The sequence below is a fragment of the Xanthobacter oligotrophicus genome, assembly GCF_008364685.1.
Lineage (GTDB): Bacteria > Pseudomonadota > Alphaproteobacteria > Rhizobiales > Xanthobacteraceae > Xanthobacter > Xanthobacter oligotrophicus.
Genome location: NZ_VTTL01000001.1, coordinates 610,476 through 633,601, shown reverse-complemented (window position 1 = coordinate 633,601; position 23,126 = coordinate 610,476). Strand labels below are relative to the sequence as shown.

Genomic DNA, 23,126 nt, shown 5'->3' with positions numbered 1-23,126 from the left:
CATAACCCTCGAGCCAAGCTCAAGGGCTATGGGTCTCAGATGTCGAGCAAGGCCTCGCCGGCGAAGGCGGCGCGCTCCGAGATGAAGGCGAAGCGCGCCTCGGGCTTGTTGCCCATGAGGCGTTCCACGAGGTCGGTGGTGGCCGCCTGCTCGGCATCCTCGATGGTGACGCGCTGGAGGGTGCGCGTGCGCGGATCCATGGTGGTTTCCTTCAGCTGCGCCGGCATCATCTCGCCGAGGCCCTTGAAGCGGCCCACCTCCACCTTGCCCTTGCCGGTGAATTCCTTCTTCAGCAGCTTTTCCTTGTGGCCGTCGTCCCGCGCATAGAGCGTCTTGGCGCCTTGCGTGATGCGGTAGAGCGGCGGCACGGCGAGGAAGAGGTGGCCGTCCTCGATCAGCTTCGGCATCTGCCGGAAGAAGAAGGTGACCAGCAGCGAGGCGATGTGCGCGCCGTCCACGTCCGCGTCGGTCATGATGATGACCTTCTCGTACCTGAGGTCCGCGTCGCGGTAATGGGAGAGCGTGCCGCAGCCCAGCGCCTGGCCGAGGTCGGCGAGTTGCTGGTTTTGGGCGAGCTTGTCACGGGTGGCGCTGGCGACGTTCAGGATCTTGCCGCGCAGGGGCAGCACCGCCTGGGTCTTGCGGTCGCGCGCCTGCTTGGCTGAGCCGCCGGCCGAGTCGCCCTCCACGATGAAGATCTCGGAGCCCGCCGCCTCGGTGTTGGAGCAGTCCGCCAGCTTGCCGGGCAGGCGCAGCTTGCGCACGGCGGTCTTGCGGGAGACTTCCTTCTCCTGCTTGCGGCGCAGGCGCTCCTCGGCGCGGTCGATGACGTGGTCGAGCAGCCGGCTGGCCTGCACCGGATTGGCGGCGAGCCAGTGGTCGAACGGGTCGCGCAGGCCCTGTTCCACGATGCGGGCAGCCTCGGCGGTGGCGAGGCGGTCCTTGGTCTGGCCCTGGAATTCCGGCTCGCGCACGAACACGGAGAGCATGGCGGCGCAGCCGGTGGTCACGTCGTCGCCGGTGATGACCGAGCCGCGCTTGCCCTGGCCGGAGCGCTCGGCGTGGTCCTTCAGCCCCTTCAGCAGCACGGCCCGCAGGCCGTTCTCATGGGTGCCGCCATCGGGGGTGGGGATGGTGTTGCAGTAGGAGGAGACGAAGCCGTCCGCGTCCGCCACCCACGCCACCGCCCATTCCACCGAGCCGTGGCCCTTGGGCTTCTGGATGCGGCCGGAGAAGATGTCCGAATGCACCAGCGTCTGGCCTTCGAGGTCGGCGGCGAGATAATCGCGTAGGCCGCCGGGGAAGCGGAAGCTGGTCTTCTCCGGAACGCCCTCGATGCCCTTCAGCAACTCCAGGTCGCACGACCAGCGGATTTCCACGCCGCCGAACAGATAGGCCTTGGAGCGCGCCATGCGGAACACGCGGGCCGGCTCGAAGCGGGCGGAGGGGCCGAAGATCTCCGGGTCGGGATGGAAGCGCACGCGGGTGCCGCGGCGGTTGGTGATGCGGCCGACTTCCTTCAGCTTGCCCTGCGGCAGGCCCTTGGAGAAGCTCTGGCGGTAGAGGGTCTGGTTGCGCGTCACCTCCACCTCGAGGTCGTCGGAGAGCGCGTTCACCACCGAGATGCCGACGCCGTGGAGGCCGCCCGAGGTCTCGTAGACCTTGCTGTCGAACTTTCCGCCGGCGTGCAGGGTGGTCATGATCACTTCGAGGGCCGACTTGCCGGGGAACTTGGGGTGTTCCTCCACCGGAATGCCGCGCCCGTTGTCGGAGACGGTGAGATAGCCGTCGGCGGCCATCTGCACCTCGATGAAGGTGGCGTGCCCGGCCACCGCCTCGTCCATGCAATTGTCGATCACCTCGGCGAAGAGGTGGTGCAGCGCCTTCGAATCGGTGCCGCCGATATACATGCCGGGCCGGCGCCGCACCGGCTCCAGCCCCTCCAGCACCTCGATGTGCGCGGCGGTGTAGTCGGCATCCATGGCTGGCACGGCGGCAGCCGCCGCCTTGGCCGGCTTGCCGGCGGGCTTCTGACGCGGGGTGGAGCCGAAGAGATCGTCGGATTGGGACATGGAACCTGATTAGCCGAACTGGAGGGGCGAGGGCAGTGCTATTCGTCGCGCCGGCCCCGCCAGGGTGCGGCGCATCATGGCCGCCGCCGAAGAGTGGTTCGCTCGCGCCCCGGATGCAAGCCTGAACCTTGCGTTACGTAAGCTCAGCCGGTCGGCGCTCGACGATTCTGCGTTGCGAAGATTAACAGAGGATGACGCCGAATTTGCCCCTGGATGGGGCCGAATAGGTTGCGATGCAGCGAACAGGGATGTCCCACTTCAGAGGATAATGAAGTAATCAATATGCGGGTAAATAGTACCGTCTGTGGTCGTTACGGATTTGCAATTTGAGAACTTGAAGGTTTTTCTTTAATGTTTATAGTGAAGCATCTCGACGGGTTCTAGAGCGCGATCCGAACAGATTGAATCAATCTGATTGGTGAGTCGCCCTCTAACTCTAAAATAGAGAACGCATCATCCGCGCGGATTGCGATCCGAGCGGCGCGTGCTCTGGCCCGGGGGTACGTAACGTGTGCGCAATTTCGGTTGCGGTCGTGGACGACCATCCGATCGTTGTCGAAGGGATCGTGACGGTTCTCGAAAAGACGGGAGCTTTCAGCGTCGTCTCGACCGGCAGCGGTGTGAACGACATTCTCGGGACCGCCCAGAGCCACGGGCCCGACGTGATCGTCGTGGACCTCACCATGCAGGGCGATGTGATCGGGGCGGTGGCGCGGGTGCGCGAGGCGTTTCCGGCCACCCGCATCGTGATCTTCACCGCCTCCGGCAGCGCGGAGCTGGCCGCCAAGGCGCTCAGCGCCGGCGCCTCTGCCTTCGTGCTGAAGGGATCGCCGCAGGGCGACCTGATCCAGGCCATCACCTGCGCCATGGCTGGGGAGACCTACATCACCCCGAGCTTCGCGGCGCGCATCATCGCCGAGCTGGAGGCCAAGGCCCGGCAGCAGCGCGCCCGGCAGGCCATGCACCTGTCCATCCGCGAGGACCAGATCGTCCAGCTGCTGCTGCTCGGCAAGAAGAACAGCGAGATCGCGCGGGCGCTCGCCCTCAGCGAGAAGACGGTGAAGGGCTACATGTCCACCCTCATGCAGAAGCTGCATGTGCGCAACCGCGTGGAGGTGGTTATCGCCGCGCAGAACCTCAACGGCGCGCCGGAGGCCGGCACCGCCGTGTCCACGCGCGGCTCCTGAGGCGGACCGCCCGGCACCGTGGGCGGCGCGGGCTCTCACTGCTCGCGGAATGCCCGGTTGAAATGGTCCGCCAGCGGCTTCGCCAGATAGGCGAGGGCGGTGCGCTCCACCCCGGAGATGAACACCTCCACCGGCATGCCCGGCACCAGCTCGCGGTCGCCCAGCTTCGACAGGTCGTCGTCGATGGCGATCTCCACGATATAGGACACGGTTCCCCCCACCGGGTCGCGGATGGTGGCCGGCGAGACCTGCGCCACCCGCCCGCGCAGCTCAGGCGTGGTGTTCTGGTTGAACGCGGAGAAGCGCAGGCGGGCGGGCTGGCCGCGCTGCACCTGGTCGATGTCGGTGGGCGCCACTTTCGCCTCCACCCGCAGCCGGGCGTCGGCAGGCACCAGCGTCACCACCTTCGCGGCGGGCGTGATGACGCCGCCGATGGTATAGACGCTCAGTTCGTTCACCCGGCCGGTCAGCGGCGCGCGCAGCTCGGTGCGCGAGAGCCGGTCCTCGATCACCACGCGCCGGTCGTTCAGCTCGGAGATGCGGGACTCCAGCGTCCGCAGCTCGCGCTGGGCCTCGGTGCGGGCATTCTGGTCGAGGGCGATGATCTGCAACCGGGCATCGGTGATGCGCACGTTGGCGCGGGCCATGGAGGCCTCGATCTCGCCCTTCTCGCCGTTGATCCGCGCCCATTCCCGGTTGAGGGCATGAACCCGGCTGCCGTCGGTGAGGCCCTTGTTGAACAGGTAGACCACCTTTTCGCGCTCGAGGACGAGCAGCTCGGTTTCCTCGATCTTGGCGGAGCGGCGGGCATTGAGGCCGCGGATCTCCTCGCCGGTCTGGGCGATGGCGAGTTCCAGCTGCTCGGCCTGACTCCTGCGGGTGAAGCGGTTGCCGTCGAACAGGCGGGCCTCGTCGCGGGTCACCAGCGCCACGTCGGGCGAGAGGGTGTGGATCTGGCCGGGGAATTCGATGCGCTCCAGCCCGTCGCGCTCGGCGATGAGGCGCGCGCGCCGTGCCAGCAGCTCGATGAGCTGGACCCGCACGATGGACAATTCCGCCCGCGAGGCAGTGTCGTCGAGCCGCAGCAGCACCTGCCCCGCCTGCACCAGGTCGCCCTGCTTCACGGCGATCTCGGCGACGATGCCGCCGTCGCGGTGCTGCACCTCCTTCAGGTTCTGGTCCACGGTCACCGTGCCCTGCGCGATCACGGCGCCGTTGAGCCGAGCGTAGGCGGCCCATCCGCCGCAACCGGCGAACAGGATGACCGCCAGGAGAAGGCCGGCCACCACATGGCTGCGGAGCTGGAAGATGGGCTCGTCGCGGGACAGATCCGTTTCCTTGCTCATGGCTTCTCTCCGTCAGGCCAGGGCCAGCGCGTCGGGGGTGGGGAGCGGCGTGCCGGCGTCTGCGACGTCCGGCGCGGGGAGGGCATCGGCAGGCGCGGCGGCGGGGAGTGGCGTCGCCTCGGCCTGGAACGCGTAGGGGCGGGTGTCGCTGCCGGTGCCGTAGGTTTCGGCGAACAGTTGGTCGGGGTCTCCGGTCGGGGGAGAGGTGGTGTCCGAAAGCGGAGAATCCTTGACCTGGAGCTTGTCGCCCACCTGGAGATCGACGATCTGGCTGACCGATTGCTGGGACGTGTCCGAGGGCGCCGCCGCGAACACGAAGCTGTCCGCCTCGGCCTCGGTGCGGGCTTGGGCGAGGGCGGTCGCGGCTGCGGTGGCCGCGCTTGCGCTGTCAGCTGGCGCGGTGTCGGTCTCCGCCGAGGCGGCCATCAGGGCCGGGTCCGGGACCGGCTGGTCGATCATGGTCGGGGCGGTCGCGACCTCCATGGGTGTCGCCGGCGCGGTCTCGATGGCGGTGGTGGTGGCGCCGAAGGCCGAGTCTCCCGTGGTGGCGGCCGCGATGTCGCCCCCGCTGGCGACTGCGGCTGTCTCGGCGGCAGGCGCGGCCTCGGCGAGGACGGTCGCGGAGGAGACCGTGTCCGCCGCCGGTGTCTCGGCGGCCGGCGCATCGGTGCTGGCGGCGCCGGCGCTTCCTGAGTCGGGATGATTGGCGCGGGCCACGACAGCGGCCAGCCCGGAGAGGGCCGGGTCGGCGAGGGCGTGCTCGGCCGGGTCTGCGTCCGGGTCGGCCGGCTCATCCCGGCTCGCGGCGGGCAAAGCGGCGAAGGTGGCGGACGGCAGGTCGAGGCGGCTGGCCTCGATGCCGTCCGGGTCGATCTGGAACACGGCATGCTGCGGCACGCCTGCGATGCCGTCCGACACCACATAGCTGATGGTGACGCGCTCCGTGGCCGCCGGTGGTGCGAGATAGACCCAGCCGCCCTTGGTGGGAACCAGCATGCCGGCGGAGACGACCAGCTTCTGGACATCCAGCGCCTGCCCGTCGGGATCGCTGGCGCCGGCGAGCAATGCCGCGAGCGGGATGAAGACCGCCTGCGCGACGGAGACGTTGGGCAGGGTCACCGGGTCGCCGACCCGGGGCGGACGGTTGCGGCTGGTGTCGTCGTCGCCTTCCTCGTCGGCTTCCGATCTGGCGGACGAGCCACCTCCTCCTCCGCCGCCCCCGCCACCTCCTGCGGCAGGTGCGGGCATTGCTTTCCGTGGCGCCGGCCCGTCCGCCTCCGCGCGGCCGGGCCAGGGGGCGGGCAGGGGGGCCATATCGTCCGAGGGCTGCCGCATGGCTGCGCCGGAGCGACCGAGGCGGCCCGGCATGTCGGGCAGCATGGGCGCGTCGGCGAACGAAGCCGTTTCCGGCAGGCGTGGACTGAAGGGCTCGTCGGTCTCGTCTGCCGGCGGCTCTTCCTCCTCCGCGACGGCGGCGGATGCGGGCGCCGTCTCGGGCGAAGGCGCCTCGGGCTCGCCCCGGGGGGGCTCCGGCCCGGGCGGGGGCTCGGGCTTGGCCTCGGCGCCGGTGGTGCCGGCGGCGAGAAAGGCGAGCGCGCCGGCAAGGCCGGCGCTGAACAGGGCGGCGACACGTCCGCCCGGCTTCTCGTCGTGGGTCCGGTAGATCTCGGCGGGTGTGCGTTGCGCGCCGCCGGCGCGGGTGCCCTTCACGATGATCATGTCACGCTCCCGAATTCATGTGCCCGAATTCACGCGCCCACGGCCTGGAGGGGCGTCGGGGCGGTCTCATGGGTGGTCCCTTGGACCGGGGCGACCTGCGGCTTCCCGGCCGTCCGTCCGTCCACCGCCTCCAGCCGCAGCACCTCTTCCTTCGGACCGAAGGCTGCGAGGCGTCCGTTCTGAACCAGTCCGACGAGATCCACCGCGGCAAGCGCGCTCGGCCGGTGGGCCACCACCACGCAGATGCCGCCCCGCGCGCGGATCGCGGTGATGGCGTCGCGAAGCGCCGTCTCGCCGTCGGAATCCAGATTGGCGTTGGGTTCGTCCAGCACCACGAGGAAGGGGTTGCCGTAGAGCGCGCGGGCAAGGCCAATGCGCTGGCGCTGGCCGGCCGAGAGGGCCGCTCCCTCCGAGCCGAGGGGGGTCTGGTAGCCCTCGGGCAGGCGCAGGATCATCTCGTGGACCCCGGCGGCCTTCGCCGCCTCCACCACCGCCGCATCGTCGCGGACGCTGGCGAGGCGCGAGATGTTCTGCGCCACGGTGGCGTCCAGCAGGCAGACATTCTGCGGCAGGTATCCCAGATGCCGGCCGATGGCTTCCTCGGTCCATTGGCCGATCTCCGCATCGTCGAGGCGCACGGCCCCGCGCAGGCATGGCCAGATGCCGGTGAGGGCGCGCACCAGCGTGGTCTTGCCCCCCGCGCTCGGCCCGATGATGCCGGCCGCCTGCCCGGCTCGGATCTCGAAGGCGACCTCGCTGAGCAGCACCTGTCCGTTGCCCGGAGCGGCGACGGTGATCTTCTCCACCTTCAGGGAGGCGCAGGGGGCGGGCAGCTCCATCCGCTCCGGCAGCTTGCCAAGGGCGACGATGGTTTCGCGCAAGCGCCCGAAGGCCTGCCGCGCGCCCACGAAGCCGCGCCAGTTGCCGATGGCGAGGTCCACCGGCGCCAGCGCACGGCCGCCGGCCACCGATGCGGCGATGATGCCGCCCGCCGACATGTCGCCATGGATGGTGAGATAGGCGCCAAGGCCCAGCGTCGCCGATTGCAGCACCATGCGCAGCACCCGCGACACGGCGCCGAACGCGCCGGTGAGGTCGTTGGACCGGGTCTGCAGGGCGAGGTGCTCCATGTTGGCAACGCGGAAACGCTCGACGGCATCGCCGGCGAAGCCCATGGCTTTGAGCACCTCGGCGTTGCGGGCGTTGGAATCGGCGATGGTGTTGCGCACCAGCGCCGCCTTGCGCGTGGCCACCGCATGGCGGCGCGACACCAGCTCGCTCGCCAGCGCCAGCATGGTGAGCACCACGGCGCCGCCGAGCACCAGCGCTCCCAGCCAGGGGTGCAGGATGTAGACGAAGGCCACGTAGATCGGCACCCACGGCAGGTCGAACAGGGCGCCGGGCCCGGTGCTGCCGAGGAAGTTGCGCACCGTGTCCACGTCGCGGCCGCGCTCGATGGCCTCGGTGGTGGAAAAGCCGAGGCGCGGCATGTCCACCACTACCTTGTGGGCGATGGGCGCCACCGATCTGTCGAAGCGCGCCCCCACCCGCACCAGCACCTGCGAGCGGATGAGGTCGAACGCCCCCTGGAACACATAGAGCCCGAGCGCCAGCACCGAGAGCGCGATGAGGGTCGGGATGCTGCCGGAGGTGAGGGCCCGGTCGTAGACCTGCATCATGTAGAACGAGCCGGTGAGCGCCAGGATGTTGATGACGCCGGAGACGATGAACAGGAACACCGCCATGCTGCGGAAGCCGGCCGTGAGCTTCTTCAGGTCTTGTTCGCGGGCCGTGCGGGATTTGGCGGATGTGCTGGAAGAGGTCGCCATGGTGGGCCGCCCTGATGAACCCCTTGAGGGGACGCGGGAAAGAGGCGGGGGCCGAGGTGCCCCCGCCGGGAACGATCACAGCACGAGGTGTTCCGGCTTCACGTCGTGCCGCCCCGCGATCTCGATGCGGAAGTCGGCGGTGGCGTCGTTGTCCACCGAGCCCGCGATTACGGTGACTTCCCCCGCCTCGGTGGTCTCGACCGTGACGGCCACCTGCGCCGGTCCGCTGAGCGGGCCGTTGACCAACGTGAAGGCCTGGTCGCCCGTCATGCCCCGGTTCGCGTCGATGGCGGAGAGGTCGATGCGGTCGCCGGGCTCGAAGCCAAGGATCGTGTCGCCATCCGCCGCCCGCGCCGAGCGGAAGACGAAGACATCGTCGCCCTCGCCACCGTCCATCACATTGGCGCGGCGGCCCGCGATGAGGGTGTCGTCGCCGGAGCCGGTGGCCACGTTCTGGCCCTCCCGGTTGCCCCAGCCGCCCCAGCCATGATGGCCGTGGCCGCCATCGCCCCGCTGGTCGAGGGCGACGGTGAGGTCGGCGGTGGCGGTGGACTGGTCCAGCGTATGGTGGGCCGGCATGCTGCGCGGTCCCTGCCCGGCGTCCGAGGCGTCCGGCGCACTGGTGGCGGCGAGGCTGGGAAGGCCATCGTCGTCATCATTGCGGGTGTCCTCCCTCCGGTCGAACCGGCTGCGGTGGTGCCCGTTTCCGTCGAGCCGTCCGCTGGCTGGTGCGTCGCTGGCGTCGTCGGTGCCGCTGGTGTCGGTGGTGCCGGCGATTTGCGTCGTGACTTGCGTCGTGCTTTGGGCGTCGTCGTCCGCATGGCGCGGGCCGCGATCGTCGCCGAAGCGGTCGAGGAAGGCGGTGATCTTCTCCATGAGGCCTGCCAGGGCATCGCCGCCGCGCCCGCCGAAGAGCTGCTCCAGGAAGGCCGCGATGGCGGCGGCCGGAGTCTGGGGCGTGGACGGCGCCGGGGGCGTGGGGGCGTTGTCGCCGTCCCCGTCGTTTTCGGCAACGTCATCGTCGTCGTCTACATGGTCGTCCTCTTCTTCATCGTCGTTCCCGGTCCCGTCCTCCTCGTCCGCGTCTTCGGGCGTTTCGGTGTCGAAGACGCTTTCGGCGAGGCCCTGAAGGCCAGTGTTGCGCAGGATGATGTCCGAGAACTCCTGTCCGTCGATGAAGTCTTCGTAGAAATCGAAGGCTTCGAGGCGGTCCTGATAGTAGAAGCGGTCGGCTTCCTGGAGCCGGTCGAACTGCTCGTGCAGGATGGTCCAGAAGGTCTGGCCCACCATGCCGCCGTTCACATGGGTCTCGGCGAGGCCGCCCACCCACAGGTCGACCCGATCGATACCCTTGACGATCTTGGCCCCGTTGTCGCCGTCGAGGAGCGTGATGTCCGGATTGATGGCGACGAAGGCGGCGATGTCCTCCGGCGTGTCCAGGACAAGGTCGGGATAGGCGGCCTTGAACTGGGCGATGACCGTGTCGGAGAGGCCGTTGCGCTGCTGGAAGTCCTCCCAGGAGGCATAGGCCGTCATGGCGCCGGCATGGCCCACCGCCTCCTGCACATAGGGGTCGGTGGAGGTGGCAAGGTCCATACGGACCTGGTTCAGGGTGCCGAGGCCCACATCGCGGCCGCGGGCAAGGTTGAAGGAGAACAGGTCGGCGTTGAGCCGCACCAGGTCGTTGCGCACGGCGTCCACGATGTTGAAGTCCACCGCCTCCGCCGGCTGGCCGACAATGCCACCGAGGATGGCGTTGACGCCGAGCTGCTCGTAGCCGGGCTGCGGCGTGTAGTAGGCGGTGGGGTCGGTGGTGAAGGCGCTGGCGTCGTTGGTGGGGTTGAGGAAGGCGTCGAACAGCGCCACCTGCCTCGGCTGGCCGTTGGCGTCGAGCACGGTCAGGGTCTGGCCGATCAGCGAATGGCCGAAGCGGTAGGCAGCCGCGGCGAACTCGTGGGAGATGCCGGGGTCGGCGTCCGGATTGTAGCCGCCATGGCCGTGGTCGCCGTCGCCGCGCATGCCGCCGAGCAGCTTGTCAGTGAACTCGGTGAAGACCACGCGCTGGTATTCGGCCTCGTTGAGCACCTTGGCGGCGTCGAACAGCTCCTGGTCGGTGCCGTCGAACCCCGCGACCTTGAGCTGGTCCACGTGGAAGTTGTGGTTCCGCGCCCAGATGGTGTGCACCGAGGTCAGCGCGAAATTCTCGTTGGTCCGTCCGTCGCCCGCCACGTAATTGTCGAGCAGGTTCATGAACGGGTTGGTGTCCAGCAGCAGGGCCTGGCCCGAGCCCATGAAGTCGCCTGCGAGCTTTGCCACCACTCCTGCGTTGAAGCTGCCATCCGGATTGAAGAGATCCGCCGTGACCCCGGGCGAGACCTCGAAATCCGTGACATAGTCGCGGAAGGAGACTGTGCCGCCGGGCAGGGACGGGTCGGTGAAGACCGTGTTGTTGTCCCAGTGGTGCTGGAGTACTTCCCGCAGGGTCGGCAGCAGGGCGAAGGTCGGGCTGGACGGGTCCGGCGCGCCCTTCAGGAGATAGGACGAGAGCCCGCCCTCGCCGTCGCCCTGCCGTAGGAACTGGCCGACCAGCCCGTGCGAGCCATAGGCCTGGTTCTGGTCCACGAAGGCGGTGGTCTTGTTGACATGCTGCGGCGTGCCGTCGGCATCGAAGCCCACCACCTCGGCGCGGGTGAGATCGGCCGGATTGCCGGAGCCCGGCGCCCCGGTGCCGGCCCCGCCGATGGCGATCTTCCCGTTGGCCGCGTTCTTGGCGATGAAGTCGAGGCCGTGGTCGAAATACTGTCCGAACGCCATGAAGAAGATGTTGGCGCCCTCGGCATTGGTCGGCAGGCCCGCCTCCTGGGTGCCGATGAGGTTGGAGATGGTGCGCGGGTCGAGCCCGTCGAAGATGGGGTTGAGGGCGCGATTGCCGGTGGCGGCGTCCAAGTCGCCGTAGCGGGCCTGGGTGAGGCGCAGGAACAAGGTGTCCGACTTGCCGTAGTCCGGATTTTCCACATTGTTGCCGGCGCCGGAGATGGCGCGCGGGCCGAGCGCGTTCTCGGCGTCGTCGTCGCCTGGGAAGGGCAGGAGGCCGGCGATGAGCTTCTTCAGCCCCTCGATGTCGCGTGGGGTGAGGGCGAAGGCGCCGGTGGGGCCGCCGTCATCACTGCCGCCGGGTGTCCCGGGATTGGTCCCGGGGGTGCCCGTGAAGGTGATGGACGCTCCGTCGAACACGTCCTGCGACCGCGGCGTGCCGATGACCGTGTCGTTGCCGCCGTTGGAGCGGAACACCACCCGGTGCGCCGAGGTGAGGGCCCGGATGTCCACCGTGTCGTCACCCGCGCCGCCCTCCAGCGTGATGGTGCTGGTGGAGAGCGAGGTGGTGCCGAAATTGCCGTGCGGCACGAAGGTGTCGCCGCCGCCGAGGCCGTTGATGACGATCTCCTCGACATTGTCCAGTTCGGCAATGACGGCGGCGGTGTTGGTGCCGTTGCGGGTGATGACGATCTCCGTCGTCCCGGCGAGCCCGGTGATGCCGGCGGCGGTGGCCTCCGCCACCGTCCAGATGTGGAACGTCTCCGCGCTGCTGTCGCCGGCGATATGGACGGTGTCGGTGCCGGCCCCGCCGTCCATGAGGTCCCGCCCGTCGCCCACGCGCCACAGGATGGTGTCGGTGCCGGCGCCGCCGTTGGCGGTGTCGTTTCCGGCGCCGCCCACCAGGATGTCGCTGCCGCCGTTGCCGTTCAGGGTGTCGGCGCCGGCGAAGCCGAGCAGGATGTCGGCGCGGTTGGTCTGCAGGATGCCGGTGCCCCCATTGAGGGTGTTGGTGGCGCTGGTCACCACGGTGTAGTCGGTGCCGGCGAAGCGCATCTGCTCGATCGCCGTCAGCGTGTCCGTGCCCTCCGCCCCGGTGAGGTCGGTGACCACGATGTCGGCGCCCGACTGGGCGAAGGTGAAGTTGCGCGCGCTGCCGGCATGGACGGCGGTGTCGTTTCCATTGCCGCCGCGCAGCGTGTCGTTTCCGGCGCCGCCATTGAGCGTATCGCTGCCGCCGAGGCCGTCGAGTACATCATTGCCGGCGGCGCCGTTCAGCGTGTCGTTGCCCCCGACGAGGCCGAGGAAGCCGCCCGGATTGCCACCGGTGGCGATGTCGTCGCCGGCGGTCCCGGCGAAGGTGTTGTTGATGGCGTTCGCCCCGGCGAAGAGGTCGCCCACCACCCCCGTCGGCGCGGAGGTGACGCTCTCGCTGTAGCCGTCGCCGTCGGTGAAGGAGACCGCGACGCGCAGCAGCGCACCCACCTGGGCCTGGGCTGGCGTGAACGCCGCCGCGGTGCCGCCCTGGCCGGTGGGGATGTTGGTCCAGGTGGTGCCGGCATCAGTGGAGACCTGCCATTGGTAGGCGAAGGGACCAAGGCCATTGGCGTCGACGATCGCGCCCACGTTCACCGTCAGCGCCTGCCCCTCGGTGGGGGTGAGGTCGCTGATCGCCGGCGCGCCGGCAGCCGGGCTGTTGGGATCGGGGAAGAGGTCGGCCACCGTCACCGTGCCGTCGGCGAACTGGATGAGCTCCATGTTGCTCAGCCGGTCGGTGTCGTCGGAGACGCGGGCGCGGCCGGTCCTCGGGTCGATGACCCCGGGGGTGACCGTGACATGGGTGACCGTGACCGTGCCGTCGGCGTTGGGCGTCAGGGTGTAGTTCTCCTGGAGGTCCCAGAAGACCGCGGTATCGACGGCCCCGGGTGTGGTGTCGGTGAGCACCTCGCGCACGATATGGAGCTGCGAGGGCGTGATCTTGCGATCCACCATCAGCTCGAACACTGACTTGCCGGCCCAGTCCGCGTTGGCGAAGTTCGTCGGGAAGACGTGGGAGAGGCTGTCGATGGTGGCAATCTCGTTGGCGGCGCTGTTGGCGGCCCCCGGCGCGGTGATGCGGATGCGCACGTTGAGCCAGGCGTCGCCGTCCAGCACGTCGTTGCCGCCATTGCCTTCCAGCAGGTCCGAGCCGCCGCCGCCGAGCAGGATGTTGCCGCCGGTGAAGGCGATGATGGCTTCCAGCTCGGCCGCGCTCGCACCGACAGGGGCGGCCGCCACCAGCGGGCCGAGCAACTGGCGCAGGCCGTCGATGCGGTTGACGCCGGCCTGGGTCAACTCGTCGTTGAAGAAGACGCCCTCGTTGACCGCGGTCACGGGTGCGCCGGGCACCGGCGGCGTCGCGGTGCGGTCGTCGCCGATGAGGGTGTCGTCGTTCTGCCAGCCGGACAGCGCCTCCACCTTGTCGAAGCGATTGCGCAGGACGTCCTGCTGCTCGGTGGTGAAGATCTGGATGCGCATGTCGGCATAGCCGTTGATGTTCGCACCCTGGAAGGTGGCCCAGTCGAAGCCGAACATGCCCTCGTTGCGCATGACGCTCTCGCCCTGGACCATGATGTCGTCGCCGGATTCGGCATCGAAATCATGCTCGTCGGAGCCGGCGAACATCACGTCGTGGCCGAGGATGTTCGAGTTGAAGAAGAGCTGGGAATTGTCGCCGGCGGTGGTGTCGAAGCCGGCGCCGGCCTCGATCCAGTCGTCGCCTTCATTGCCGAGCAGGAAGTCGACGCCCGCGCCGCCGAGGATGAAGTCATCGCCTTCGCCGCCGAAGACTTCGGTATCGTCCACGCCGACGAAGATGGCATCCTTGCCGGTGCCACCCATGAGGATATCGAGGCCGTTGGAATTGGCGATCACGTCGTCGCCGGCCTCGCCCTTCAGGAAGTCGCCGGTGTCGCCGGAGTCGGTGATGATGTCGTCGCCGGCGCCGCCATTGACGAGATCGACGCCGGCCCCCGCCTCGATGCGGTCGTTGCCGGCGTCGCCCCAGATAGAATCGTCGCCGAAGTCGGCGATGATGATGTCGTCGCCATTGGTGCCGCCGATGTTGACGTGCTCGCCGCCGGTGAAGCGCAGGAAGTTGGTGTCGAGGCCGGGGGTGGCCGGGTTGTCGCGCTGCACCTTGCCGCGCCCCATGCCCTCCAGCACCGGGTCGTTGCCGGTGGGGTCGGGCTCCAGCTGCATGGCGGCGTTGACCTCCAGGTAGTGGTCGTAGCGCGCGAAGATGTCGATACCCACATGCCGCGCCACGATGTCGTCCGGCGTGCCGCGGATGCCGTCCGGGCCGGGATCGGCAAGATCGGTGTTGGCTAGGATCAGCTTGGAGAAGGAATTCTGCTCCAGGGCATTGAGGAAGTTCAGGCCCTGGGTGCGGGTGAGGTAGTAGAAGCGGTCGCCGTCCTGCAGGTTTTCAAGCTGCGCCTCGAATACCGCGTTGAAGGTGGAGCCGAGCATGCCGCCGAACGGCATCTCCTTCTCCGCAAGGCCGCCGATCCACAGGTCGATGGCGTTGACGCCGGTTTCCGCCGCCGGGCCGTTGAGCCAGGCGATGCGCTCGGCACGCTCGGCCGCCGTCTCGCCGGCGACGCCGAACACGAGGTCCCACGCCGCCGCGCGCTTGTCCTCGGACGTGGTGGCGGCGGTGATGCTGGCGTGGGTGCCGTAGGCGGCGATGAAGTTCACCACCGACAGCGGGTTCTTCAGGTTCGCCGCGAACTCCACCCAGTTCTCGTAGGGCGTGAGGAAGCTTGATCCGGTGGCGGCATAGAGCTGCGCCCGCGCGTCGTTGAGGGAGGGCACGCCGGTGTCGCGGCCGCGGGCGATGTTGATGGCGGCAAGATCCAGCGGCAGGCCCAGCAGGTTGTTGCGCAGCGCGCCGGTGACGAACTCGTCGATCTCGTTGCCGCGCTGCATGGACATGCCGTGGATGAGGGCGGCAGTCGCCTGGTCCGAGGTGCCGAGGCTTGCGAAGGCGGTGGGGTTCAGGAAGGCCTCGATGAGGCCCATCTCCGTCACCTGGCCATTGCCGTCCACCATCGCGATGTTCTCGGTGAGCATCGAATGGCCGAAGCGATAGACCGTGTGCGCGAACTCCGCGAAGATGGCGGGATTGATGTCGGTGACGCTGTTGAAGACGAACGGGTCGATGGCCGGCTGGATCTTGCGTGCGAATTCTTCAAACACCAGGTGCTGGTACTGCATCTCGGTGGCGAAGCGCGCCGCCTGGAACAGGCGTTCGCCGTCCCAGCTCAATGTGTTCGCATAGTCGAGCTGCTCCAGCTTGGTCATCCCGGCGAAGCCCTCCGGCAGCCCGGAGATGTCGCCGGCCAGCCATTCGTTGATGAAGGTGGTGTCGCCGGAATTGAGGATGGTGAGTTTCTGCGCGTCCACCTGCCGGTTATGCTCGGAATGGAAGACGTGGTGGACGGCGGTGAGGCCGATATTCTCGTTCCCGCGCCCGTCGCCGGTGATGTAGTGCAGGTTCAGCAGTTCGCCGTCGTAGGCGCCGGGCTGGAGCGGCACCTCGGCCCCGTCGATAACGCCGTTGCCGTCCAGGTCGCCATTGACGACACCGTCCGCATCCTCGGTCTTCAGCGCCCCGGTCTGGCTGTTGATGGGGCTGGCCGCGTGGGCGATGTCGTCGAGGAAAGCGTGACCGGTGCGGATGGCGCCCGCCGTGAAGGTATTCACCGGTGCATCCGCCGTGCCCGAGACCACCACGTCGTCCGCCGTGTTGGGAATGCCGTCGGTGCCGAGGCCGACGATGACCTGCGCGTAGCCGTCCGCATTGGGAATGAAGCGGCCGTAGGCATCGGTGCGCAGCAGCGGCAGGTTCACCACGTCGCCGTCCGTGAGCTCGATGCCGAGCATCTCGCGGGCTTGTGCCTTCACGTCGCCCCAGGTGGGCAGGCCGCCATCGGCGCCGTTGAGCAGGCGTCCGGTGGCCACGCTCTTGCCGTCGGTCCCGGTGGCGTATTCGCGCAGGAACACCTGGTGGGAGGGGTGGGAAGTGTAGGTCTGGTTCTGGTCCACGAAGGGCGTGGTGGTGTTCACCGCCTCGTGGGTGGTGTCGTCGGCGGTGCCCATCACGCCGTCCGCCCCCGGCCCTGCGACCGGGGTGGAGCGCGTAAGCACCATGAAGGCGTTCTGCGGCGACACCTCGTCGCCCGATCCGGCGATGCCGTCCGGCCCGTGGGTGACGAGGGGGTCGTCGGCGGCCAGCGGGACGAAGATGGTGCCGTTGCCGCCCTTGGAGATCAGGTCGAGGCCGTGGTCGAAGAACTGGCCGAAGAAGGTCATCCAGCTGCTGAAGGGCGTCGACAGGCCTTCGTCCGGCGCCACGTTGGGGATGACGAGGGAGCCGTTCTCCTGCTCAAGGCCCTTGGCGGCCAAGAGCGCGTCGAAGGTCGCTTGTGCAGTGTCCTTCGACGCTTGGTCGGCGCCGGGATCGGAGAGCACCACCATGAGCGCGGCATGGCCGTCGCGCACCTGCTCGAGATCCCCGCCGGCGCCGTAGATGGTGGTGGAGCCAGCGAAGGTGAGGGCGGCGACGATGGCGGCGGGATTGTTGAAGCTCATGTCGGCCACGAGGTTCGAGATGAGCCTCGGGTCGGCGTCCGCCACGTTGCCGGCGGCGCCATAATCGGTATTGGTGACGGTGCCGCCCGGTCCGAGATTCATCTGGTCGCCGTCGGCGTCGTTGATGAAGGTGGGGTCGAGCATGCGCGGCATGGGCTGGTCCGCCGCGCCCCAGGTTTCACGACCATCGACGATGTTGTTGTAGGTGCCGTCCACCGTGCGCAGCCCGAAGGGCGTCTTGGGATCGGGAATGGCGCGCGGCGCATTCGGGTCGAACGCCGGAGACAGGTACCAGGCGGGATCGGCGATCACGTTGCCGTTGGCATCGAGCCGGATGTCCGTCAACGGGATACCCGCTGCATGGGCCTCCGAGATCTTGATCTGCTGCAGGATGAATTCGAGATCGTTGCGGACCAGCTGGACCATGACGCCCTCCGTCGGTGGCAGCCCCCGCACGCGGAACACCTTCCCGGCAGGGTTCAGGACTTTCAGGGGAGCGGGGCTTTTCGCGGCGGCCAATATGTCTTTGGCTGCGGACGAAATTGCCGCTACCCTGAATGCACAAGTCGTCATGATGGTGAACACGTCGTGGAAACCGACATAGACCAGAAGGTCTCGCGCTCTGGCCCCGCCCATTACCGGGGAAATCCCAGTTCTGTTGGATGGGAAAAGAACCGACTTTGGTCGGTATTACGTCCCGGGACTTTGGTCGGTCTGTGGGGGCGGCTTGGACTTCGCATCCAGTTCCTGCTGGCCGCCTCGCTCCTGTTCGCCGCCTCCATGCTGGTGCTCGGCGCGTGGATCCAGAGCCGCATCGAAACCGATTGGCGGCAGAGCGCCATCGCCGCCACCGGCCGCTTCCTCGACGACGCGCTGGGCGATCATGTGGGCGAGCTCATGTCCCATCCCGATCCCAGGTCCGGCGAGACCGCGCGATGGCTGACCGCCGAGATCGCCGGCACCCTCGGCAAGGAGTTCGCGGCGATCACGATCTGGAGCACGCAGGGGACGCAGGTCTTCTCCACCCGCCGGCACGCCATGGAAGAGGCGCTGCCGCCTGAGGTGCGCACGGGCGTGCTTGCGGGCGAGACCATGGCGCGGCCGTGGGGAACCGCCTTCCACGCCGAGCGCAGTGCTTACATGCGCGTCTATGCCCCGGTCTTCGATCCGGTGACCGGCGCGGTTGCCGCCATCGCCGGCGCGGACCAGCGCAGCGACGAGATTGAGCGCCTGGCGCGCGCCGAGAGCCTGAAGACCTGGCCCATGGTGGGCGCCGCGACCGTGGTCATGGTCGGTTTCCTTTATCTGCTCGTCACCAATGCGGCGGCGACCATCGAGCGGCAGCGGGCGGCGCTGGTGCGGCAGGCGCAGCGTGCGCGTCTCCTCGGCCGGCGCAGCGCCGTGCTGGCGCGCCTCGCCGAGCAGGCGCGCCACGATGCCATGGTCGCCATCGAGAAGACCCTGGCGCGGGTAGGGTCCGACATCCATGACGGGCCGATCCAGCGCCTCGCCATCCTCGCCCTGCGGCTGGGGGAGAGCGAGGCGGCGCGGGGGCTGGGCGCCGACCTGCAGCAGGTGGTGGCGGAACTGCGCGACATCACCACCGGCCTCGCCCTGCCGGAGCTTGAGGACGAGGACCTCGAGGGCGCCATCCGGCTCGCGGTCTCAGGGCATGAGAAGATCACCGGTGGGCCGGTGGCCCTGCGCCTCGGCGCCCTGCCGCCGCAGGTGCGCAAGTCCGTGAAGGTGTGCGCCTTCCGCATCGTGCAGGAGGCCTTGTCCAACGGCTTCCGCCACGGCGGCGGTGCGGGACAGGCGGTGCAGGCGCGGGCGCGGGAGGGCTATCTGGTGCTCACCATCAGCGATGCCGGGCCCGGCTTTCCCGATGTCCCACCGCAGCCGGGCGGCCGGCCCTGCCTCGCGAGCCTTGCCAGTCGGGTGGAGGCGATGCGGGGCGAGATCCGCGTGGGGTGCGAGGACCCCCATGGCGCGCGGGTGGAGGTCTTGCTGCCCCTCGGTCTGCGCCCGGCCCGCTCCGCCGGCGCGCCGTAGCAAGGGGAGGGGGCTCTGCACGCCCTTTGGGCGGTTTGGCCGGAACCGTGGGCGTTGTGTCCTTCATTCGTCGCAAAAAGCGGTGTAGACAGCGACGCCCGGCGCCGGCGCAGAAACCCCCGCGCGCCGATGATGGAGAGCCACCATGGCGGACGCAAAGGCAAGGATCGCAGTTCTCGGCGCCTCGGGCTACACCGGGTCCGAGCTGGTGCGCCTGCTGCTGCGCCATCCCCGCGTGGAGCTGGTGGCGCTCACGGCGGACCGCAAAGCCGGCCAGACCATGGCCGAGGTCTTCCCCCAGTTCGCCCCGTTTGCGCTGCCGAAGCTCGTGACCATCGACGAGGTCGACTTCAGCGGCGTGGACCTGGTGTTCTGCGCGCTGCCCCACGCCACCACCCAGCTGGTGATCAAGAAGGTGTTCGATGCCGCGCCCAACGTGAAGGTGGTGGACCTCTCCGCCGACTTCCGCCTGAAGGACCCCGGCGCCTACGAGCAGTGGTATGGCCACCCCCACCAGGCGCTGGAGCTGCAGCAGGAGGCGGTGTTCGGCCTCGTGGAGATCTATCGCGACGACATCCGCAAGGCGCGGCTGGTCGCCAATCCCGGCTGCCACTCCTCCACCGCCATCCTGCCCATCGTGCCGCTGCTGGAAGCCGGCGCCATCGATCCCGAGAGCATCGTGGTGGATTCCAAGACCGGCATGTCGGGTGCCGGCCGCTCCGCCAAGGAGGCCATGCTGTTCTCCGAAGTGTCGGAGGGCATCCACGCCTATGCGGTCTCCGGCCACCGTCACATGGGCGAGCTGGACCAGGAATTCTCCAAGGCGGCGGGCCGTCCCGTGGCCCCCATGTTCGTGCCGGTGCTGGCACCCATGAACCGGGGCATCTACGCCACTATCTTTGTGCGCACCACCGGCGTGCGGGCCGAGGACCTGCACTCCATCCTCGCCGATTATTACAAGGGCGAGCCCTTCGTGCATGTGCTGCCGTTCGGGCAGGTGCCTCAGTCTCGGCACGTGCGCGGCTCGAACATGGTGTTCCTGGGCGTGGCGGAGGACCGCAATCCCAGCCGGGCCATCATCGTCTCGACCCTGGACAACCTGGTGAAGGGCGCCTCCGGCCAGGCGGTGCAGAACATGAACCTGGTGCTCGGCTTCCCCGAGACCCTGGGCCTCGACCAGATCGCCCTCATGCCCTGAGCGGGGAGGCCGCCGCGAGCGGCCTCGTCCGTTTCCCGGGAAGGGGCCGTCAGCGGCCCATCTGGCGTTGCATCACTCGAGGTGCTGACCGGGTGCGCCACGGCTCGGCGCCTCGAAGCCGATAGTCCTGTTTCCAAAAGATGATGGGTCGTCCGTGGGTCGCGATGGGCGGCGCGCTTAGGTTGTTGCACGCTCTCCGTGCCGTCGCCCCGCGGTCGCACTGATCTGCCGTAGCGTCAATTCTGTCCGGATAGTTCCCGGCCTGCGGTCGCCGGCAGACCACGCGGGCGTTTTGTCATCGCATCTTATTGCTTTGCTGCTCTTTGTCGTATCCGCCGGTCCGGCGCAGGCGATGCAAACTCAAGTCTAGTCGCCAGATGTGATGGGGCAGGCTAGCTTCCCTATCAACCCATCGCGATTCCCTTTCATTGTCGGACATCCCATGAGCTTCCTCATTTGCCTTGCCGCGCTCGGCTTCCTGATGCTGGTGGCCTATCGCGGCTTCAGCGTCATCCTGTTCGCGCCCGTGGCGGCCATCGGCGCCGTCCTGCTGACGGATCCGTCGGCTGTCCCCGTCATCTTTTCCGGCCTGTTCATGGAAAAGATGGTGGGCTTCATCAAGCTCTACTTCCCCGTGTTCCTGCTGGGCGCGGTGTTCGGCAAGCTCATCGAGCTGTCGGGCTTCTCGCGCTCCATCGTCTCCTCCATCGTGAAGCTGCTGGGGCCGGCGCGGGCCATCCTGTCCATCGTGCTGGTGGGCGCGGTGCTCACCTACGGCGGCGTATCGTTGTTCGTGGTGGTGTTCGCCATCTACCCGTTCGGCGCGGAGATGTTCCGCCAGGTGGGCATTCCCAAGCGGCTCTTGCCGGCAGTGGTGGCGCTGGGTGCCTTCTCCTTCACCATGGACACGCTGCCCGGCACCCCGCAGATCCAGAACATCATCCCCACCACCTTCTTCAAGACCACGGCCTATGCCGCGCCCATCCTCGGCATCGTCGGCTCCATCTTCATGCTGGTGGTTGGCATCAGCTACCTGGAGTTCCGCCGTCGCCAGGCCCAGAAGAAGGGCGAAGGCTACGGCGAGGGCCACATCAACGAAGTGGTGGTGGACGAGAGCGTGCCGCTGGTCTCGCCCTTCCTCGCGCTGCTGCCGCTGGTGGTGGTGGGCATCGCCAACCTCATCTTCGCCCGGTACATCCCCGGCTGGTTCGGCACTACCGCGAGCGCCACCCTGGTGGACGGCGCCGCGGCGGTGAGCGTGCCCACCGGCACCTGGGCCGCCATCTGGTCGGTCCAGGCGGCGCTGCTGCTGGGCATCCTCACGGTGGCGGTGTTCGGCTTCAAGGCAATCGCCGGCAAGTTCGCCGGCGGCTCCAAGGATGCGGTTGCCGGCGCTCTGCTCGCCAGCCTGAACACGGCGACGGAATACGGCTTCGGCGCGGTGATCGCGGCGCTGCCCGGCTTCCTCGTCATCAAGGGGGCGCTGAGCGCCATCCCCAACCCGCTGGTGAACGAGGCGATCACGGTGACGACGCTGGCCGGCATCACCGGCTCGGCTTCGGGCGGCCTGTCCATCGCGCTCGCGGCCATGTCGGAGCAGTTCATCGCCCAGGCCAATGCCCACGGCATCCCGCTCGAGGTGATGCACCGCGTCGCCTCCATGGCCTCCGGCGGCATGGACACGTTGCCGCACAACGGCGCCGTCATCACCCTGCTGGCGGTGACCGGCCTGTCGCACCGCCAGTCCTACGGCGACATTTTCGCCATCACCCTCATCAAGACGGCGGCGGTATTCTTCGTCATCGGCTTCTTCTATCTGACCGGGCTTTATTGATCTGGTTGTATTGAGCGGGCACCTCTCCCCCGTTATGTTGCGATGCACAAACGGGCGGGGATGGGGCACCGATGGCGGACGCTGACGGGCGAGTGATCGCCGTTGCCAACATGAAGGGGGGCGTCGGCAAGACCACCACGGTGGTCATGCTGGCGGAAGGGCTGGCCGAGGCCGGGCACAAGGTGGTGGTGCTCGACCTCGACGCCCAGGCCAACGCCTCCTACTGCTTCGCCCCGGACGACCAGCTGAAGGTCATCCTGGAACAGCGCCGGTCGGTGACATCCTTCCTCGCCGACCGTCTGCTCTACGGCGACCGCGCGCCCATCACCGACTATCTGGCGCGCGACATCTCCCACGTCATGAAGGCCGGCGAGCCGCTGGCCATCGACATGGTGGTGGCCAGCCCCCGCCTGCGCCTTTTGGAGCGGGAGATCGTGCTGCGCCTCACCGAGAAGAATTACGGCATCCGTTCGCTGGAGGGGCAGTCGCTGAAGGTGCTTCAGGAGGCGCTGGCCGTGCTGCGGGCGCGCTACGACTATGTGGTGTTCGATTGCGCCCCCGGCATCTCCGCCTTCACCGAGGTGGCCATCCGGCTTGCCGACATGGTGGTGGTGCCCACCATCCCCGATTATCTTTCAACCCTCGGCTTTGATGCCTTCCGCGCCTCGGTGTGGGAGAATGCCCACGTCACCCGCTCCGCGCTGCCGCAGCCCAAGCGGCGGCCGGTGGTGCTGGCGAGCCGGGTGAACGGCAACAAAATCCAGCATCGCGAGACCCTCGCCAGCCTGCGCAACGAAGCGAACGAGCCGGACGCAGTGTTCGAGATGTTCGATCTGGAGGTGGACAACCAGGCGTCCATCGAGCGGGCCATGGATCCGGAGAATTTTCCCTATGCGCCCACGTTCGAGCAGAAGTGGAACCGGGCGCTGGGTCAGGTGCGCGACCTCGTGAGCGAGACACGGAGACGGCTCGATGAGTGAGGAAACCGATTTCTTCCGGCTGATCGGGGCCATCGGCGGCAACGCCGCGCTGTTTTCCGCTGCCGGCAATGCCGCGCGCAAGGCGGTGAACGAGATCGTGCGCGCCCAGCTCGTCGCCGATGGCACCACGCTGGAGGAGGTTCGGCAGATCCGCGCTTTGCTCGGCCCGGCGGCCTTCGCCGAGGCGCTAGATGGGGTGCCGGCCCCGAAGACCAAGGCCCTGCTCACCCGTGCGGATCCCCACGGGCCGGCGCTGGCCCAGCCGGGGGATCGCATCAAGGCCCTGCTCGCCCTCGCCGATGGCAGCCGTCCGCCCGCCGCCGCGCCCGAGAAGCCGGCGAAGAAGGTGGCTTCGAAGAAGGCGCCCGCTCCGAAGGAGCCCGCGGCCGAAGCCCCGGCCCCGCGCAAGCGCAAGATCACCGGCCGCGCGGCGCTGCGGGTGTCCGAGGAGCGCTGAGCGG

General features: G+C 68.4%; 11 protein-coding genes. 6 read left to right on the top strand and 5 right to left on the bottom strand.

Features of this window, described 5'->3' with window-relative positions; genetic code table 11:
* Positions 1 to 35 precede the first annotated feature (35 nt).
* Positions 36 to 2,072, bottom strand: a complete 2,037-nt coding sequence (gene parE / locus FZ033_RS02660; RefSeq protein ID WP_149574604.1) for a DNA topoisomerase IV subunit B — start codon at positions 2,070 to 2,072, stop codon at positions 36 to 38.
* Positions 2,073 to 2,581: 509 nt separating this feature from the next.
* Here parE and FZ033_RS02655 point away from each other — a divergent pair.
* Positions 2,582 to 3,259, top strand: a complete 678-nt coding sequence (locus FZ033_RS02655) for a response regulator (protein ID WP_149574603.1) — start codon at positions 2,582 to 2,584, stop codon at positions 3,257 to 3,259.
* Between the two features lie 35 nt (positions 3,260 to 3,294).
* Here FZ033_RS02655 and FZ033_RS02650 read toward each other — a convergent pair whose 3' ends face one another.
* From FZ033_RS02650 to FZ033_RS02635, 4 genes are all read right to left on the bottom strand, one after another.
* The gene (locus FZ033_RS02650; RefSeq protein ID WP_149574602.1) at positions 3,295 to 4,605 is read right to left on the bottom strand and encodes an HlyD family type I secretion periplasmic adaptor subunit; all 1,311 of its coding nucleotides are present in this window, start codon (positions 4,603 to 4,605) and stop codon (positions 3,295 to 3,297) included.
* Between the two features lie 12 nt (positions 4,606 to 4,617).
* Positions 4,618 to 6,324, bottom strand: coding sequence for a cadherin-like domain-containing protein (locus tag FZ033_RS02645; protein ID WP_149574601.1), 1,707 nt, complete (start codon positions 6,322 to 6,324; stop codon positions 4,618 to 4,620).
* Positions 6,325 to 6,353: 29 nt separating this feature from the next.
* Positions 6,354 to 8,153 (bottom strand): type I secretion system permease/ATPase, encoded by a 1,800-nt coding sequence (locus FZ033_RS02640; RefSeq protein WP_149574600.1) that lies wholly within the window; start codon positions 8,151 to 8,153, stop codon positions 6,354 to 6,356.
* A gap of 75 nt (positions 8,154 to 8,228) precedes the next feature.
* Complete coding sequence (locus tag FZ033_RS02635) at positions 8,229 to 17,027, bottom strand: peroxidase family protein (protein ID WP_149574599.1); 8,799 nt, start codon at positions 17,025 to 17,027, stop codon at positions 8,229 to 8,231.
* Positions 17,028 to 17,306: 279 nt separating this feature from the next.
* Here FZ033_RS02635 and FZ033_RS02630 point away from each other — a divergent pair, with 279 nt between their 5' ends.
* The 5 genes from FZ033_RS02630 (at position 17,307) to FZ033_RS02610 (ending at position 23,122) form a co-directional block, all read left to right on the top strand.
* Positions 17,307 to 18,653 carry a sensor histidine kinase gene (locus tag FZ033_RS02630; RefSeq protein WP_149574598.1) on the top strand — a complete coding sequence of 449 codons (1,347 nt, stop codon included), beginning with the start codon at positions 17,307 to 17,309 and terminating at the stop codon, positions 18,651 to 18,653.
* Positions 18,654 to 18,798: 145 nt separating this feature from the next.
* Complete coding sequence (gene argC / locus FZ033_RS02625; protein ID WP_149574597.1) at positions 18,799 to 19,851, top strand: N-acetyl-gamma-glutamyl-phosphate reductase; 1,053 nt, start codon at positions 18,799 to 18,801, stop codon at positions 19,849 to 19,851.
* 442 nt (positions 19,852 to 20,293) lie between these two features.
* Positions 20,294 to 21,685, top strand: a complete 1,392-nt coding sequence (locus tag FZ033_RS02620) for a GntP family permease (RefSeq protein WP_149574596.1) — start codon at positions 20,294 to 20,296, stop codon at positions 21,683 to 21,685.
* A 71-nt stretch (positions 21,686 to 21,756) separates the two neighbouring features.
* The gene (locus FZ033_RS02615; protein ID WP_149574595.1) at positions 21,757 to 22,665 is read left to right on the top strand and encodes a ParA family protein; all 909 of its coding nucleotides are present in this window, start codon (positions 21,757 to 21,759) and stop codon (positions 22,663 to 22,665) included.
* Entirely contained in the window at positions 22,658 to 23,122 is a 465-nt protein-coding gene (locus FZ033_RS02610; protein ID WP_149574594.1) for a hypothetical protein, read from the top strand. The genes FZ033_RS02615 and FZ033_RS02610 overlap by 8 nt, the downstream gene beginning before the upstream one ends.
* Positions 23,123 to 23,126: the final 4 nt, after the last annotated feature.